This window comes from Pseudomonas cavernicola, assembly GCF_003596405.1.
Lineage (GTDB): Bacteria > Pseudomonadota > Gammaproteobacteria > Pseudomonadales > Pseudomonadaceae > Aquipseudomonas > Aquipseudomonas cavernicola.
In genome coordinates this window covers 167,243-184,030 of record NZ_QYUR01000002.1, presented here as the reverse complement: position 1 = coordinate 184,030, position 16,788 = coordinate 167,243, and the positions used below count along the sequence as shown (strand labels likewise).

The window sequence follows — 16,788 nt, the reverse complement described above, 5'->3', positions numbered from 1 at the left end:
ATGCGGATCTTGATGGTTGGCGGCGGCGCCATCGGTTTATTGTCGGCGCGGTTATTGGCCGAGGCCGGTGCCGAGGTGTGCCTACTGGATCAGGGAGCGCTGGGAGGGGAGTCCTCATGGGCCGGCGGCGGTATCGTTTCGCCGCTTTACCCTTGGCGTTACAGTCCGGCAGTTACGGCCTTGGCACATTGGTCGCAGGATTTCTATCCGCGCTTGGCTGAGCAGTTGTTGGCCGAGACAGGGATCGATCCCGAAGTGTATGTCACCGGCTTGTATTGGCTGGATCTGGACGACGAGGCAGAGGCCTTGGCGTGGGCAGTACGAGAGGGGCGGCCGCTACATTCGGTGGATATCGGCGCGGTGCACGAGGCGGTGCCGCCGCTGGGGCCGGGTTTCTCCCGTGCGCTGCATATGCCTGGTGTGGCCAATGTACGCAACCCACGGTTGACCAAGGCGTTGCGTGAGGCGTTGTTGCGCATGCCGAACGTGACCCTGCACGAGCAGTGTGCGGTTAGCGGTTTTATTCGCGAGGGTGCGCGTATCTGTGGTGTGCGTACCGCTGACGGGGATATCCATGCTGATCGGGTGGTGGTCGCAGCTGGAGCCTGGAGTGGTGAACTGCTGACCAGTCTGGGGATCGAGTTACCGGTGGAGCCGGTAAAGGGCCAGATGATCCTCTATAAGTGCGCCGAGGATTTTCTGCCGAGCATGGTGCTGGCCAAAGGGCGTTATGCCATTCCGCGCAAGGATGGGCACATCCTGATTGGTAGCACCTTGGAACATGCCGGCTTCGATAAGACGCCTACCGAAGATGCGTTGGCCAGCCTCAAGGCTTCGGCGGTTGAGCTCTTGCCGGCACTGGTCGATGCCGAGGTGGTGGGGCATTGGGCCGGGTTAAGGCCAGGTTCACCGGAGGGCATTCCCTTTATTGGCCCTGTGCCTGGTTTGGCCGGGCTTTGGTTGAACTGCGGGCATTACCGCAATGGGTTGGTCTTGGCCCCGGCATCTTGCCAGCTGTTGGCGGACTTGATGCTGGGGCGCGAGCCGATTGTCGATCCTGCACCCTATGCGCCACAGGCGCGGATTGCTTTACCCCCTTGCCAGGCTCCGCTCTGAGGGGCTTTTGTAGGAGTGGATTTACCCGCGAAGCCGGGCTCGAAAATGGCGCTGATCCCACAGAAGGATACCTGCGTAGCTTTTGTGGAGGGGGCTTCCGCTGCGACGGCCGCGTTGGTCGGAAGGCCTCATCGCGGATAAACCCGCTCCTACAGGAGAGCGACGGTATCTACCGGCGAAAGCCTCAATCGACGCCCAGCTTCTTCAGTCGGTAGCGTAGCGAGCGGAACGTCATGCCCAGGCGTTGAGCAGCTGCCGTGCGGTTCCAGCGGGTTTCTTCCAGGGCCTGCACGATCAGTTTGCGTTCGAGGCTTTCCAGATAGTCCTCGAGGTTGTCGATTTGCGCCAGGCTGGCTTCGCCGGCATCGACGGCGCAGGGGGTGTCCGCCAGGCGTAGATCGCTGGCCTGGATCTGGTCATCCTCGCAAAGGGTGTAGGCGCGCTCCAGCATGTTCTCGAGTTCGCGGACGTTGCCGGGGAAGCGGTAGTTCTTCAGCTTTTCCAAGGCCTCAGTGTCGAGCTTGGCGGCTGCCAGACCGGTACCTACGGCCAGGCGTTTGAGCATGACTTCGGTCAACTGGGCGATATCTTCGCGGCGCTCGCGCAGTGGCGGTACGCGCAACTCGATCACGTTCAGGCGGTAGTAGAGATCCTGGCGGAAGCGTCCGGCGGCGACTTCGCCGGCGAGATCCTTGTGGGTGGCGCAGAGCACGCGCACGTCCACCACCAACTCTTGTTGACCACCAACTGCGCGCACGGCCTTTTCCTGGATGGCGCGCAGCAACTTGACCTGCATCGGTAGTGGCAAATCGGCCACTTCGTCAAGGAACAGGGTGCCGCCATTGGCGGCCTGGAACAGCCCTTGTTTGTCCTCGATGGCGCCGGTGAAGCTGCCTTTCTTGTGGCCGAAGAACTCGCTTTCCATCAGCTCCGAGGGGATCGCGCCGCAGTTCACCGGTACGAACGGTTGCTCGGTGCGTGGCCCCTGTTCGTGGATCAGGCGCGCGACCAGCTCTTTGCCGCTGCCGGATTCGCCACTGATATACACCGGTGCCTGGCTGCGGGCGAGTTTGCTGATCTGTTTGCGTAGGGTGCGCATGGGCGGCGAGTCCCCGAGCAGGCGGCTGTCTACCGGCATTTCTTCGCCGGCTTGGGGGCGCAAGCGCAGGGCCGTGGCGACCAGTTCGCGCAGGCGGCCAAGGTCTACCGGCTTGGTCAGGAAGTCGAAAGCGCCGGCTTTGAGGGCATTGATCGCGGTATCCAGGCTGCCATAAGCGGTGATCATCGCCACGGGCACCTGCGGATGACGCTGGAGGATATGTTGTACCAGCTCCAGGCCGGTGCCATCCGGCAGGCGCATGTCGGTCAGGCACAGGTCGAAGGGTTCGCGGGCTAGCCACTCGCGGGCTTCCTTGACGTTGCGCGCGCTACGGGTGTCGAGCTTCATCCGGCCTAGGGTGATTTCCAGGAGTTCGCGGATATCGGGCTCGTCGTCGACGATCAGGGCTCTTTGCCGTGCGGTCATGGTTAGCTCAGTTTGCGCGGGTGGGCGAAGGTGATGCGGAAGCAGCTGCCGCCGACTTCACGGGTTTTGTAGTCAAGTCGGGCTTGGTTGCTTTCGCACAGCTCACGAGAAATATACAGGCCCAGTCCGGTGCCTTTAGTTTCCGTGGTGTAGAAGGGCTCGAAGATATGCTGCAGCTGCTCGGGCGGCACGCCGAGGCCATTATCCAGTACCTCGAGCACGGGCAGGTCACTGTCTTGGTCGCGAAATAGCTTTAGCCAGACCTGGCCCTGTCGGTGCTGTAGCGCGCTGTAGCGCAAGCCGTTTTGTACCAGGTTAGTAAGCACCTGGGTCAGTTGATGCGGGTCCATGCGGGTCTGGATGGTGCTGCCGGTGGTTTCCAGATGCAGTAGCTGATTCGCGGTGGTAGAGCTGCGAAATTCGCTGGCAAAACGGTGCAGCCAGTATTTCAGGTCCAGTAGCTGCGGTTCGGCTTGGCGGCGGCGCGAGAGTTGGAGGACGTTTTCAATGACCAGGTTCATGCGCCGCGAATGATCCTGGATGATCTGCGCCAGTCGCTGGTCTGGCCCTTCCAGTGCTTCGGATTCTTGTAGCAATTGCGCGGCGTGGCTGATGGCACCGAGTGGGTTACGGATCTCGTGGGCAATGCCGGCAGTCAGGCGGCCGAGCGAGGCGAGCTTGAGCTGCTGCGCTTGTTGGGCGATTTGCGAGATGTCATCGAGAAACACCAGCGTGTGGCGTTGCTCGCCGCGCTGGAGGGTGACGAAGCTGGGTTGCAAGACCGGGCCGTCGGGGAACGCTTGCAGGCTTGCCGGGCGCAGTGTCGGGTTATGCAGCCACTGTTGCAGGCGCTTAACCAGTTCCGGGCAGAGTGGATCGAGAATTTTACCGGCCAGTTCGGTGCGCCCCAGCAGGCTCAACGTGCCTTGGTTGGCCAGCAGCACGCGATGCTGGGCATCCATTACCAGGATGCCGGTGCGCATGCGTTGCAGAATCTGCGCGTTGAGTGCTTCCAGGTTGGCGACATCGGCGGCGCGCTGTTCGGCCAGGCTTTCGCTGACGTGCAGGCGGCGGGTCAGCCCCTGAACAAAGAGTGCGGCGGCAAAGCACAGCGCGCCAAGCGCGCCAGCTTGCACATATTGAGCGGTGGCGGCCGGATTGCTCAGGCTGAGGTAGAAGGTCAGATAGATCAGGCCAATGGCCGCGACTGCGGCGATCAGCAGGCCGATCCGCCCGCGGAGCAGGATGTTGGCGATGGCTACCGCAACAATCAGCAGGTTGCCAATCCCGCTGGGTGTGCCGCCGGCCGCGTAGAACAGCCCCGAGAGCAGGGTGACGTCGACCAGGGCTAGGCTGAAGACTTGCAGCAAGTGCTGGGGCCGGCGCACCAGTACCGCGACTACGCAATTCAGGCCCAGATAGAGCCAGCTGCCATAGCGGAACAGCTTGTCATTGGCCAGATCGAGCAGTTGATCGTCCAGGTTGCTGGAAATCAACAGCACCAGAGCCAGGCCAATGACCAGCCGGTAGAGGTGATACAGCCGCAGAATCCGTCGGCCCTGGTTGCCGCTCAGGGCTAGTGCTTCAGCGATCACCGTGCTTGGCACCTTGCTCGAGGTGGGCCTGGCTGCAGAACCACTGCTGGTTCTGGTGGAGGGCGTGCTCGCGTGGCACATGCACGCCGCAATGGGCGCAGCGAACCATGGGCACAGTGTTGTCTGGCTTGGGGGTGGGGCGCTGAGCGGGACGGCTCAAGCGGCGCCATAACCAGATAGCGGCGGCGATCACGGCGACCCAGAACAGCAGGCGGAACAGGCCCATGGCACTCTCTTCTTATCTAAAGGCTGGCAGTTTAGCCAAGGACGGGGCGCCAGCACAGACGGCAAAGGCACATGCTGTGCGTTGTTTCCGCTAGTGTTGATGCGGGAGAATGACAGATCTGTAGCGTGCACTTGTCCAATGGATGAGGAGTGCGTGCAACTTTATCTGTGGAGGCGGGTGATGAGCCAAACCCTGCGGGTCGTAATGGCCCAGCTGAATCTGCGAGTTGGTGATGTACACGGCAATGTTGAGCGCATCATCGAGGCCGCCTGTAGCGCCCGCGATCAGTGGAAAGCGGATGTCATCGTGTTTCCGGAATTGGCCCTGTGCGGCTATCCGCCGGAAGATTTGCTGCTGCGCTCGAGCATGCAGCGGCGGATTGAGCAGGGCCTGCAGCGCCTGAAAGACGAGGTGCGCGGCATTTACCTGGTGGTGGGCTACCCCTGGCTGGACGGCGAGCAGCGCTATAACGCCTGCGCCGCGATCGCCGACGGCGAGTTGCTGGCGACTTACTACAAACAGAAGCTGCCGAATTATCGGGTGTTCGACGAGAAGCGCTATTTCGTCCCCGGTAACGAGGTCTGTGTGTTGGAGATCAAAGGCATTCCGCTGGCGCTGACGATCTGTGAGGACATTTGGTTTGCCGAACCGGTGGCGCAAGCGCGGGCTGCCGGCGCCAAGCTGATGCTCAGCCTGAATGCCTCACCCTTCCACCTGGACAAGCAGCGCGAGCGTGAGGAAGTGCTGGTCGAGCGGGTTGGCGAGAGTGGCATGCCGATTGTCTATGTCAACCAGGTTGGCGGTCAGGATGAACTGGTGTTCGACGGTGGCAGCTGCGTCATGACCGCCGATGGGCGGATCAGTCAGCGCGCGCCAGCCTTCAGTGAGGGCCTGTATCCGGTCGACCTCACCTTCGATGGTGAGCAAGTGACGCCACGGCCTGCCAGTTGTGCGCCGCTGCCGGAGCTGGAGGCCAGCGTCTATCAGGCGCTGGTCGTGGGGGTGCGAGACTATGTGCAGAAAAACGGCTTCAAGGGCGTCATCCTGGGCTTGTCCGGCGGAATAGACTCGGCGCTGACCCTGGCGGTGGCGGTCGATGCTCTCGGGGCCGAGCGGGTCGAGGCGGTGATGATGCCGTATCGCTACACCGCGCAAATCAGCCTGGAAGATGCCGAAGCCGAAGCAAAAGCGCTGGCGGTGACTTACCGCGTCTTGCCGATAGCACCGATGGTCGAGGCCTTTATGGGCACGTTGGCGCCAGTCTTCGAAGGGCTGGCGCGCGACACCACCGAGGAAAATCTACAGGCCCGTTGCCGCGGCACTCTGCTGATGGCGATCTCCAACAAGAAGGGCTATCTGGTGCTGACCACCGGTAACAAGAGCGAGATGGCGGTGGGTTACGCGACCCTCTATGGCGACATGGCCGGCGGCTTCGATGTGCTCAAGGATGTGCCGAAGACCCTGGTGTTCCGCCTCTGCGAATACCGCAACACGCTCGGTGCGGTGATCCCGCAGCGGGTGATCGACCGTCCGCCGTCTGCCGAGCTGGCGCCCGATCAGAAGGATGAGGACTCGCTACCGGCTTATCCGGTGCTCGACGAGATATTGAAGCTGTATATCGAGTACGACCTGTCGGCCAATGCCATCATCGCCGAGGGTTTTGATGAAGACACGGTCAATCGCGTGCTGCGCCTGGTGGATATCAATGAATACAAACGCCGGCAGGCGGCGGTGGGCGTGCGGGTGACTCAGCGTGGTTTCGGCCGCGACCGGCGCTATCCGATTACTTCCGGCTGGCGCTTGGGCGACTGAGCTTGGAGCGGTTATGTAGGGCGGGTTAGCCGCGCAGCGGCGTAACCCGCCAACGCTGCCGCCAGGCAGCGCCCCGTATCGGCTGATGGTGGATTACGCCTACGGCTATCCACCCTACGAATAAATGTCTAGTCCTGAAATAGGTTGACACCTGCGTCACTCAAAACGCCCGATGCACCGCATCGGGCGTTTTGTATTGCAAAGCAAGATGGGGCCGTTTGCTGTTGTAGATCAACACTGACTCATCAATCATCCGGGTTGCCTCCGCGAGATCCTTCGGCCGGTGTAGCAGAAACTCGGTTTTCAAGATCCCATTCACTCGCTCGGCCAGAGCGTTCTGATAACAGTCGTAGCCGTCTGTCATCGAGCATGTGATGCCATGTTTGGCGTGCAGCCGCTGGTAAAGCTCGGAGCAGTATTGAACACCTCGATCCGAGTGATGCATCAACGGCTGGCCGGTTCTTCTCTGCTTGAGGGCTTTCTTCAGCGCTTGGATTACGGAGGTGGTGTGCAGGCTTTCGTGCACATGATGCCCCACGATCTTGCGCGAGTACGCGTCGGTTACCAGGCTTAGATAAGCGACGCTCTGCTGGGTCGGCAGGTACGTTATGTCGGCCACCCAGACTTGCTCGGGGCCCGTGGCGACGACTTGCTCCGGGCCCGCCTTGAGCAAGTTGGGGTGGCGGCGGAAGCGATGATGGCTGTCGGTAGTTTTGTGGTACGCCCGCTTGCGGGGAACCAATTGCCGGCAATCTCTCAAAATATCGAATAGCCGATCCCGACCGACTTTCAAGGCCGCATCGGGTTTAGCGTGCATGAGGCTGTGCAGCTTGCGAGTGCCGAGCCTTGGTTGCTGACGTCGTGTTTCCAGCACAAACCCCATCACCTGCTGGTTATGGCTGACTCGAGCGTCATAAGCCCGGTTGCGCTTGTAATACGCCTGACGGGAGATCCCCATGAATTGGCAAGCCCTGGTGATGCTCAGGTCTTTGACTTGCCCTTGGGAGAGGACTTGCCGGGTCGCTTTTTTACGACAGAAACACCGTAATCGTTCTTCAAAACGTCAACGACGGCTTCAAAGAACTGGGCCTTCTGGTTGGCCAGCGCGAGTTTCTCTTCAAGCTCTTTGATTCGCTGCTCAGGTGTCAGCGGAAGATTTGGCTCGCCCATGGGGCAGTTCCTCTGGATGCGAATGGAAGCACCTTGGCTCCAGTCCTGCCGACCATGCTTGCGGAGCCACACCAGCACCGTTGACTTGCCCTGAATCCCGTAGCGCCTTTGAGCCTCTTTATAACTCAGTTCGCCTTTTTCGACCTGATCGACGACCGCCAATTTAAAAGTCAGTGTGTAATCGCGCTGACTGCGCCTTTCCCCCGAATCCATTGCATCCTCCTGAAAATAGGTCAGAAGGTGTAAACCTTATTCAGGACGAGACAAAAGCAAAATAAAAAGGGAGGCCGATGGCCTCCCTTTTTTGTTCCGTGCTACCTCAATCGAAGAGGCCGAAGGTCATACGGCTGAACCAGGAGCGGTCGTCATTGTTGCCTTCCGCCTCGTGTTGTTCTTCTGCCTCTGCGCCTTGGTTCTCCGGCTGCAACTCGTCCGGGATTTCTTCCTGGGCATCTTCGTACTGCTTGATCACGTCCTGGCTGGCGCGGGTTTCGCCCGGTGGCAGCGGCGCATCGCTTTCGATCAGGCCGAGGGTGGCTTTGCTCAGCCAGGAGCGATTGTCGGCTTCCTCTTCCAGCGGTACGAACTGGCCGTCGACCAGGCTCGGGTGATCCGGGTAGTTCAGCTTCAGGGCTTCCAGGCTGGTCGCGGCGAGGTCGTTCAGGGCCAGGCGCTGGTAAGCCTCGGTCATGATCGCCAGGCCATCGCCGACGGCGGGAGTTTCCTGGAAGTTCTCGACGACATAGCGGCCACGGTTGGCGGCGGCGACATAGGCCTGACGTTTCAGATAGTAATGGCCAACGTGTATTTCGTAGGCGGCCAGCAGGTTGCGCAGGTAAATCATGCGCTGCTTGGCGTCTGGCGCGTAGCGGCTGTTCGGGTAGCGGCTGGTGAGCTGGGCGAACTCGTTGAAAGAATCGCGCGCCGCGCCCGGATCACGCTTGGTCATGTCCAGCGGTAGAAAGCGCGCCAGCAGGCCACGATCCTCATCGAAGGCGGCCAGGCCTTTCAGGTAATAGGCGTAATCGGCGTTGGCATGCTGCGGGTGCAGGCGGATAAAACGCTCGGCGGCGGACTTGGCGGCCTCCGGCTCCATGTTTTTGTAGTAGGCGTAGATCAGTTCCAGCTGTGCCTGCTCGGCATAGCGACCGAACGGATAGCGCGACTCCAGAGCCTTCAGCTTGCTGACTGCGCTGGTGTAGCTTTTATTGTCCAGATCGGTCTGTGCCTGCTGGTACAGCTCGGTCTCACTCAGGTTTTCATCGACCACATCATTGGACGAGCAAGCGACGTTGAGTGCGAGGATGGCGATCAGCAGCAGGTGTTTCACTTGCATGGCGGCTTGCGTCCCTGTGACGGCTGGCTGTCTTGAGCAGAGCCGTCCTGTTATGATGAGCGCCCCGGTTACCCCGGGACAAAGACGCCGTATTTAACCACAAGCGCGTAGCTGAAACCAAAGGCTACGCCCCGCCGTTACCGAGCATGCCTCCGATTAATAAACTAGCGATTCAACTGCGCGCCGAGGTGCCGTCCGAGCTGGGCGGGCAACGTCTCGATCAAGTCGCCGCACAACTCTTCTCCGAGCACTCTCGTTCGCGCCTTTCCGCCTGGATCAAAGACGGCTGCCTGACGGTCGACGGTGCGGTGTTGCGCCCGCGAGATATCGTGCATGGCGGCAGCGTGCTGGTGCTGGAAGCTGAGCAGGAAGCCCAAGGTGAATGGATCGCCCAGGACATTGAGCTGGATATCGTCTACGAAGACGACCAGTTGCTGGTGCTGAACAAACCGGCTGGCCTGGTCGTACACCCGGCGGCCGGGCATCAGGACGGCACCCTGCTGAACGCGCTGCTGCACCACATCCCGGAGCTGATCAACGTGCCGCGTGCAGGCATCGTCCATCGTCTGGACAAAGACACCACTGGTCTGATGGTCGTGGCGAAGACGCTGCAGGCGCAGACCAACCTGGTCGATCAGCTGCAGAAGCGTTCGGTCAGTCGGATCTACGAGTGCATCGTAATCGGGGTGATCACCGCGGGCGGCAAGATTGACGCGCCGATTGGGCGGCATGGTCAGCAGCGCCAGCGGATGGCGGTGATGGAGGGTGGCAAGCAAGCCATCAGTCATTTCCGTGTGCTGGAGCGCTTCCGCTCGCACACCCATACCCGGGTCAAGCTGGAAACCGGGCGGACCCATCAGATTCGTGTGCACATGGCCCATGTGAACTTCCCCCTGGTCGGCGATCCGGCCTACGGTGGGCGTTTTCGCATTCCGCCGGCCGCGAGCCCGACCATGGTTCAGGCGCTGAAGGATTTCCCACGCCAGGCCCTGCACGCGCGCTTCCTGGAGCTGGATCACCCGGTCACCGGCCAGCGCATGAAGTGGGAATCACCCTTGCCGGATGACTTCGTCTGGTTGCTGACGCTGTTGCGTCAGGATCGCGAAGCCTTTGTCGGCTGAGTGGTGCTGAATGAGCGCCTGGGCGAACGATTGGCTGACCCCGGACTGGCCTGCGCCAGCCCAGGTCAAGGCCTGCGTCACCACGCGCGCGGGTGGCGTCAGCGTTGCCCCATTCGATACCTTCAACCTCGGCGAGCATGTCGAGGATAATCCCACCTCCGTTGCAGAAAACCGTCAGCGTCTGACTGCGCAACTGGGCTGCCAGCCCGCCTGGTTGCGTCAGGTGCATGGGATTGCCGTGGCGGAGGCTGATCCGCGCCTGGTCGCTGAAGCCGACGCCAGTTGGACGGCTACACCGGGTATCGCCTGTACGGCGATGACTGCCGATTGTTTGCCGGCGCTGTTTTGCGATCGCGCCGGTAGCCGTGTGGCAGCGGCGCATGCCGGCTGGCGTGGGTTGGTCGGTGGGGTGCTGGAGGGGACGCTGGATACGCTGGCGCTGCCGGCCGAAGAGGTGCTGGTTTGGCTGGGTCCGGCGATTGGCCCGCAAGCCTTCGAAGTCGGCGCGGAAGTCCGTGAAGCTTTTGTCGCGGTTCATCCGCAAACTGCGGCGGCGTTCTTGCCGAGTCGGAATGCCGGGCGCTTTATGGCGGATATCTATGCCTTGGCGCGTCTGCGGCTGGCTGCGCGTGGCGTCACCGCGGTGTATGGCGGCGGCTTCTGCACCGTCAGCGATCCACGCTTCTATTCCTACCGGCGCAGTGTGCGTACCGGTCGTTTCGCCTCGCTGGTCTGGCTGACTTCCTGAATCCTCCCTCTCTTATGTAGGCTGGGTAGAGCCGTTTTCGGCGAAACCCAGCATAGGGCCTGGCTGGGTTTCGCTACGCTCTACCCAGCCTACGATTGCTCTCGAACAGTCCCATTCGCCTTGAATCCCGCACAATCGTCCTCATCTAGACTGGTATCTCGGCAGGCTTTCGTCAGAGGCACGCTCATCGTGCCGGCCTGCTCTTAAACGAAGGATGACTCTATGCGAATTGACCGTTTAACCAGCAAGCTGCAACTGGCGTTGTCCGATGCCCAGTCCATCGCGGTCGGCCTCGATCACTCGGCGATCGAGCCGCTGCACCTGATGCAGGCGTTGCTTGAGCAGCAGGGTGGTTCGATCAAGCCGCTGCTGATGCAGGTCGGCTTCGATGTGAACAGCCTGCGCCAGGCACTGGCCAAGGAACTCGACCATCTACCCAAGATCCAGAGCCCGACCGGCGATGTGAACCTGTCGCAGGACTTGGCGCGCTTGCTCAATCAGGCGGATCGCCTGTCGCAGCAGAAGGGCGATCAATTTATCTCTAGTGAGCTGGTGCTGCTCGCTGCGATGGACGAGAACACCAAGCTCGGCAAGCTGCTGCTCGGTCAGGGCGTGAGCAAGAAGGCCCTGGAGAACGCGGTAAGCAACCTGCGCGGCGGCGATGCGGTGAATGATCCGAACGTCGAGGAGGCGCGCCAGGCGTTGGATAAATACACCGTCGATCTGACCAAGCGTGCCGAAGAAGGCAAGCTCGACCCGGTGATCGGCCGCGATGATGAAATTCGCCGGACCATTCAGGTGCTGCAACGGCGAACCAAGAACAACCCAGTGCTGATCGGTGAGCCGGGCGTCGGCAAAACCGCGATCGCCGAGGGTTTGGCGCAACGGATCGTCAACGGCGAGGTGCCGGATGGGCTGAAAGACAAACGCCTGCTCTCGCTCGACATGGGCGCGCTGATCGCCGGCGCCAAGTTCCGCGGTGAATTCGAGGAGCGCCTGAAAGCGGTGCTCAATGAGCTGTCCAAGCAGGAAGGGCGGATCATTCTGTTTATCGATGAGCTGCACACCATGGTCGGCGCGGGCAAGGCCGAGGGTGCGATGGACGCCGGTAACATGCTCAAGCCCTCGTTGGCGCGTGGCGAGCTGCACTGCGTCGGCGCCACCACGCTGGATGAGTACCGCCAGTTCATCGAAAAGGATGCGGCCCTTGAGCGGCGCTTCCAGAAGGTGCTGGTGGATGAGCCCAGCGAGGAGGACACCATCGCCATCCTGCGTGGCCTCAAGGAGCGCTACGAGGTGCACCACCGGGTGGCGATTACCGACGGCGCGATCATTGCAGCGGCGAAGTTGAGCCACCGCTACATCACCGACCGCCAGTTGCCGGACAAGGCCATCGATCTGGTCGATGAGGCAGCCAGTCGGATTCGCATGGAGATCGATTCCAAACCAGAAGTGCTGGACCGCCTGGAGCGTCGGCTGATTCAGTTGAAGGTCGAAGCGCAGGCGTTGAAGAAGGAAGACGATGACGCGGCGATAAAACGGCTGGAGAAGCTCAAAGACGATATTGCTCGCTTGGAGCGCGAATACGCCGACCTGGAAGATATCTGGAAGTCGGAGAAGGCCGAAGTCCAGGGCTCGGCGCAGATCCAGCAGAAGATTGAGCAGTCGCGCCAGGAGCTCGAGACCGCTCGGCGCAAGAGTGACCTGGAGCGGATGGCGGAGTTGCAGTACAGCATCATCCCCGACCTCGAACGCAGCCTGCAGATGGTCGATCAGCACGGTAAGGCGGAGAACCAGCTGCTGCGCAGCAAGGTCACCGAGGAGGAGATCGCTGAGGTCGTCTCCAAATGGACCGGTATTCCGGTCTCGAAAATGCTCGAAGGCGAGCGCGACAAACTGCTGAAAATGGAAGGCTTGCTGCACCAGCGGGTGATCGGTCAGAACGAGGCCGTGATCGCCGTGGCTAACGCGGTGCGCCGCTCGCGCGCCGGGCTGTCCGACCCGAATCGGCCGAGTGGTTCGTTCCTCTTCCTTGGCCCCACCGGGGTCGGTAAAACCGAGCTGTGCAAGGCACTGGCCGAGTTTCTCTTCGATACTGAAGAGGCGCTGGTGCGGATCGACATGTCCGAGTTTATGGAGAAACACTCAGTTGCTCGTTTGATCGGCGCGCCGCCGGGCTATGTGGGCTATGAGGAGGGTGGCTACCTGACCGAGGCGGTGCGCCGTAAGCCGTACTCCGTCGTGCTGCTGGATGAAGTGGAGAAGGCCCATCCTGACGTGTTCAACGTGCTCTTGCAGGTGCTGGAAGATGGTCGCCTGACCGATAGCCATGGGCGTACCGTGGATTTTCGCAACACGGTGATCGTGATGACTTCCAATCTGGGCTCGGTACAGATTCAGGAGTTGGTCGGTGATCGCGAGGCGCAACGGGCGGCGGTGATGGACGCAGTGAGTACGCATTTCCGTCCGGAGTTCGTCAATCGGATCGACGAGGTGGTGGTGTTCGAGCCGCTGGCGCGGGAGCAAATCGCCGGGATTGCCGAGATCCAGCTGGGCCGCCTGCGTACACGCCTGGCTGAGCGCGAGCTGAATCTGCAGCTGAGTAGTGAGGCGTTGGATAAGCTGATCGCCATTGGCTACGACCCGGTGTATGGCGCGCGGCCGCTGAAGCGCGCGATCCAGCGCTGGATCGAGAACCCGCTGGCGCAGCTGATCCTGGCCGGCAAGTTCGCCCCAGGGGCGAGCGTCACGGGTACGGTTGAGGGTGACGAGATCGTCTTTGCCTAAGGCTGTTAGGCGTAGGGTGGGTTAGCCGTAGGCGTAACCCACCATCAGCCGGTACGTGGCGTTGTCTGTTGGAGGCGTTGGCGGGTTACGCCGCTTTGCGGCTAACCCGCCCTACAAACTGACTCCCCTCGCCCGTTTCGCGGGAGAGGGGCGGGGGGAGGGTGAATCGCGGCAAAAACTGAATTCGTTTGGCCATGCTCCCCTCTCCCTAACCCTCTCCCCAGAGGGGCGAGGGGATAAAAAGCGCAGACGCATGCTTAAACGAGTTGGTAGGGTGGGCTTTAGCCCACCACGCGCCCTGTATCGGTGGGCTAAAGCCCACCCTACCAGTCTGGCTCCCCTCGCCCGTTTCGCGGGAGAGGGGCTGGGGGAGGGTGAATCGCGGCAAAAACTGAATTCGTTTGGCCATGCTCCCCTCTCCCTAACCCTCTCCCCAGAGGGGCGAGGGGATAAAAAGCGCAGACGCATGCTTAAACGAGTTGATAGGGTGGGCTTTAGCCCACCACGCGCCCTGTATCGGTGGGCTAAAGCCCACCCTACCAGTCTTCCACGGGATTCCGCGAAGAGCCTTTTTATTGGTGCTCAGAGGTGTCGAAGCAGTACCTCCAGCGCGGCGGCCTGATCTTCCGCCAGGTCGATGATATGAAAACCGGCCCAGCAGTGCTGACCGTCCGCGCCAGGGCGGCTCCATAGACAGTCGGCGCCGAGCTTGACCTCGCTGACCCCTTCTACTGCCTGTGCCGCGACCAGGCGGCATTCGAGCAGGGCGTCGGCCACCTGCGGGCAGTTGCTGAACAACATAAAGCCATCGGTCGAGAGGTCGACCACGCGGCCGAGGCGTTTTTCGGTATGCAGGTCGAAGACTTCCAGCTGCAGCTCGGGCGTATGGCGGCTGTGCTGACGACGATCTTCCATTGAGGCTCCTTAACTGGGGTCTGCTGTGCGGCCGGTAAAGCGCTGCAGCACGCGGTAGATAGCAGAGAGCGCGCGATCGAACAGGGGCGCGCTACGCTCATGCGGGGCAATGCGCGCCAAGCCTTGCTCCATTTCACTGGCCAGCAGCGTGAGGGGTTTGATCGCGACACGCTGGCCGCTGTGGTCGACGAACATATAGTTGTGCGTGGTTGGGCTGAACCAGGACAGCTTGAGAGTGCGAACCTGTTCTCCCTCGACAAACTCGAACCAGGTGCCGAATTCGATCTGCGTTAGCTCCTTGGCCAGCAGCTGTGCACGTGGCGACAGGCCGGAGGCGCGTGGTGCGGTGCTGGCGAGCACGGCGTCCTCGCCAAGCATGGCGCCCAGTGGGCTTTCCGGGAGGATGGGGTTGAGTTGGGCGGCGATCTGCGGTTGTTTCGCCTGCACCGCATGCTGGCAGGCGACGATGTCTTGCAGCAGGCGGCGTATGCCGTCTTCATGATAACCGCCGAGCAACTCCAGACCTTTACGCAGCTCGTCCAGCAAGGCCACGCGCAACCCTGGCAGGCGCTCACGGCCCGCGGCATCCAGCGGGGTGCTACTCCAGGCCAGCTGTTCGGCTACTTCGCTCGCGCGCTGCCATTCGATACTGCGCTCGCCGTGCCGGAGCAGCACGAACACCAGCGTGTCGGCCCAGGTCAGCTCAAGGAAGTTGTGGATGATGGCGGGGAGCTCGCGTCCGGCCAGGGTGCGGGCGATCACCTCGACTGCCTGTTGCCGGGCGCTGAGCAGTTTGTCGCGGCCTTTGGCTGCTTCCACAGCGCGGCGCTCACGCAGTTCGACCTTGTGTTGGAGGTCGCTGGCGTATTCGTTGAACTCTTCTAGCAGGCTTTCGAACAGCAGCAAATCGCCGCTGAAACCATGAATCACTCGCTCGACCACCCATTGCACTTTCGTCAGCAGGCCGCGCTCGTCGCCCTCGCCGCCATACAGCGCGCCGGCTTGGGCCATGGCGTCTAGTAGGCGGCGGGCTGGATGGTGGTGCTGGGTGAACAGGGCTTTGTCCTGTAGCGCGACCTTCAAGTAAGGCGTGTGCAGGTGGGAGAGGGCGGTCTTGCAGTTTTCCGGCAAGTTGTCGTCGTCGAGGATGAAGTCGAACAGCATACCCACCAGGTCAATGACATCGGCTTCCTGGTCGGAGAGTTTCTGTTGGCCGGGCAGGCTGCTGTGGGTCTCCAATTGTTGCTGCAGATCGACTTTGAGTCCTTCCACCCGTTGCGGGCGTTGTAGGCGTTGCGACAGGTCGTGGGTCGACTGCTGTTGCAGGCGATTGAGGGCATTCAGCAGTTCATTGGCACTATAGGTGCGAGTTGCGCCACGGGGGGCGAGGCTGGCAATGCTGCGTGTGCCGCCAAGCAGTGGGGCGTCCACATCGTGTTGGCGGCGCTCGCCGAGAAGGGCCGCCAGGCCGCTGAACAGGGCGCCAGGGTCGTTCGGGGGTGGGCCGCTGAGGTCGACTGGCGCCGCCACGGGGGGCACACCGTTGCTGGTGGCGGTGGCAGGATGTTGGCCGTCAGTCGACGCCACAGCATTAGGCTCGGGGGCGGTTGAGGACGGCGGTCGCGTGCTGCTGGTCGCACGTTGCGCGCCATATTTCAGGTTGGGCAGCACGCCGGCGTCGATCAGCCGCTGATTCATCGTGTCATAGAGTCGGTCGAGGCTCTGCATGACGTGGCGGTCGAACAGCATATAGAGGACGGTTTTGATCTGTGCCGGGAAGGGGTTGGGCGCCAGCGCTTCACGGAAGGCCTGGGCGATGGCCAGGGGGCCGAAAGGATTGCTGTCTTCGCCGAGTTTCTGCCCGTTGTTCAGCACTGCCAGGCGCTGTTCCAAGGCAAATAGCGGTTGAGCGCAGCGCGCTTTGACGCGGCTGACCATATTGGTGACGTGCAGGCTTTCCTCGTAATCCTCGTTCCGTACCAGCGAGAGTTGTTCGGCCTTCAGTTCTTCTGGCGGGTCTTGGGTTTTTGGCGTGCCGTCGAGAAAGTTCGAGAAATTTTGCGCCACGCGTTGGTGGTAGGCGCGCTCGATTTGCGGGCGCTGCTTGCGGATTTCACGCATGTTGTCGAAAAACAGCGTCTGCACCTGATTGTTTTCGGCCTTTTCCGCACACTCGAAAAGCGTGTCATCGACCTGGCCGAAGACCCCAGAGAGGTGCTCGGCCAGACGGTTCATGGCGAGCTTGCGGCAACCCTGCACTAATTCACCAAAGCGTGGCTGAATGCCACGGCTGGCCAATGTCTGGAGCACTTTGGGGGAGATGGGGGGTGTGTCCTGGTTGCTCATGGACTGTCCTGATTTTAGCCTGGCGGCTGGTGCATCCTGCTGCGGCGAGATCTTAAGGAAAGATATAGCAGCCCATCACTCAGCTGCAACG

12 protein-coding genes are annotated in these 16,788 nt (G+C 61.4%); 5 read left to right on the top strand and 7 right to left on the bottom strand.

All coding sequences use genetic code 11. The features are described from left to right. The gene (gene thiO, locus D3879_RS01195; protein WP_119952319.1) at positions 1 to 1,116 is read left to right on the top strand and encodes a glycine oxidase ThiO; all 1,116 of its coding nucleotides are present in this window, start codon (positions 1 to 3) and stop codon (positions 1,114 to 1,116) included. A gap of 184 nt (positions 1,117 to 1,300) precedes the next feature. On the opposite strand, the gene D3879_RS01190 is transcribed toward thiO, so the two are convergent. The 3 genes from D3879_RS01190 to D3879_RS01180 are packed head-to-tail and all read right to left on the bottom strand — an operon-like array spanning position 1,301 to position 4,462. After that, on the bottom strand, positions 1,301 to 2,641 hold the full coding sequence (locus tag D3879_RS01190) for a sigma-54-dependent transcriptional regulator (protein ID WP_119952318.1): 1,341 nt from the start codon (positions 2,639 to 2,641) through the stop codon (positions 1,301 to 1,303). Positions 2,642 to 2,643: 2 nt separating this feature from the next. Then, positions 2,644 to 4,236, bottom strand: a complete 1,593-nt coding sequence (locus D3879_RS01185) for a sensor histidine kinase (RefSeq protein ID WP_218567806.1) — start codon at positions 4,234 to 4,236, stop codon at positions 2,644 to 2,646. Next, a complete protein-coding gene (locus D3879_RS01180; RefSeq protein ID WP_119954845.1) occupies positions 4,226 to 4,462 on the bottom strand; it encodes a PP0621 family protein in 237 nt (78 codons plus the stop codon). Before D3879_RS01180 ends, D3879_RS01185 begins: the two co-directional genes overlap by 11 nt. Positions 4,463 to 4,642: 180 nt before the next feature. Between D3879_RS01180 and D3879_RS01175 the strand changes: the two genes are divergently transcribed. Further along, a complete protein-coding gene (locus D3879_RS01175) occupies positions 4,643 to 6,274 on the top strand; it encodes an NAD+ synthase (RefSeq protein WP_119952316.1) in 1,632 nt (543 codons plus the stop codon). 160 nt (positions 6,275 to 6,434) lie between these two features. Here D3879_RS01175 and D3879_RS01170 read toward each other — a convergent pair. Both D3879_RS01170 and D3879_RS01165 read right to left on the bottom strand, forming a co-directional pair. Further along, positions 6,435 to 7,657 (bottom strand): IS3 family transposase gene (locus tag D3879_RS01170; protein ID WP_119952315.1). Its coding sequence is split into 2 segments (ribosomal slippage): positions 6,435 to 7,306 and positions 7,306 to 7,657, totalling 1,224 coding nucleotides; the frame shifts between segments, so codons are not numbered across the junction. Between the two features lie 106 nt (positions 7,658 to 7,763). Further along, positions 7,764 to 8,780, bottom strand: a complete 1,017-nt coding sequence (locus D3879_RS01165) for an outer membrane protein assembly factor BamD (protein ID WP_119952314.1) — start codon at positions 8,778 to 8,780, stop codon at positions 7,764 to 7,766. 146 nt (positions 8,781 to 8,926) lie between these two features. On the opposite strand from D3879_RS01165, the gene rluD reads away from it, so the two are divergent. The 3 genes from rluD (at position 8,927) to clpB (ending at position 13,436) form a co-directional block, all read left to right on the top strand. Further along, a complete protein-coding gene (rluD, locus tag D3879_RS01160; RefSeq protein ID WP_119952313.1) occupies positions 8,927 to 9,901 on the top strand; it encodes a 23S rRNA pseudouridine(1911/1915/1917) synthase RluD in 975 nt (324 codons plus the stop codon). Positions 9,902 to 9,911: 10 nt separating this feature from the next. Continuing rightward, positions 9,912 to 10,649 (top strand): peptidoglycan editing factor PgeF, encoded by a 738-nt coding sequence (gene pgeF / locus D3879_RS01155; RefSeq protein ID WP_119952312.1) that lies wholly within the window; start codon positions 9,912 to 9,914, stop codon positions 10,647 to 10,649. A 222-nt stretch (positions 10,650 to 10,871) separates the two neighbouring features. Further along, a complete protein-coding gene (gene clpB, locus D3879_RS01150) occupies positions 10,872 to 13,436 on the top strand; it encodes an ATP-dependent chaperone ClpB (RefSeq protein ID WP_119952311.1) in 2,565 nt (854 codons plus the stop codon). A gap of 582 nt (positions 13,437 to 14,018) precedes the next feature. Here clpB and D3879_RS01145 read toward each other — a convergent pair. Both D3879_RS01145 and D3879_RS01140 read right to left on the bottom strand, forming a co-directional pair. After that, a complete protein-coding gene (locus D3879_RS01145; RefSeq protein WP_119952310.1) occupies positions 14,019 to 14,351 on the bottom strand; it encodes a PilZ domain-containing protein in 333 nt (110 codons plus the stop codon). A 9-nt stretch (positions 14,352 to 14,360) separates the two neighbouring features. Next, a complete protein-coding gene (locus tag D3879_RS01140) occupies positions 14,361 to 16,697 on the bottom strand; it encodes a DUF1631 domain-containing protein (protein ID WP_119952309.1) in 2,337 nt (778 codons plus the stop codon). Positions 16,698 to 16,788: the final 91 nt, after the last annotated feature.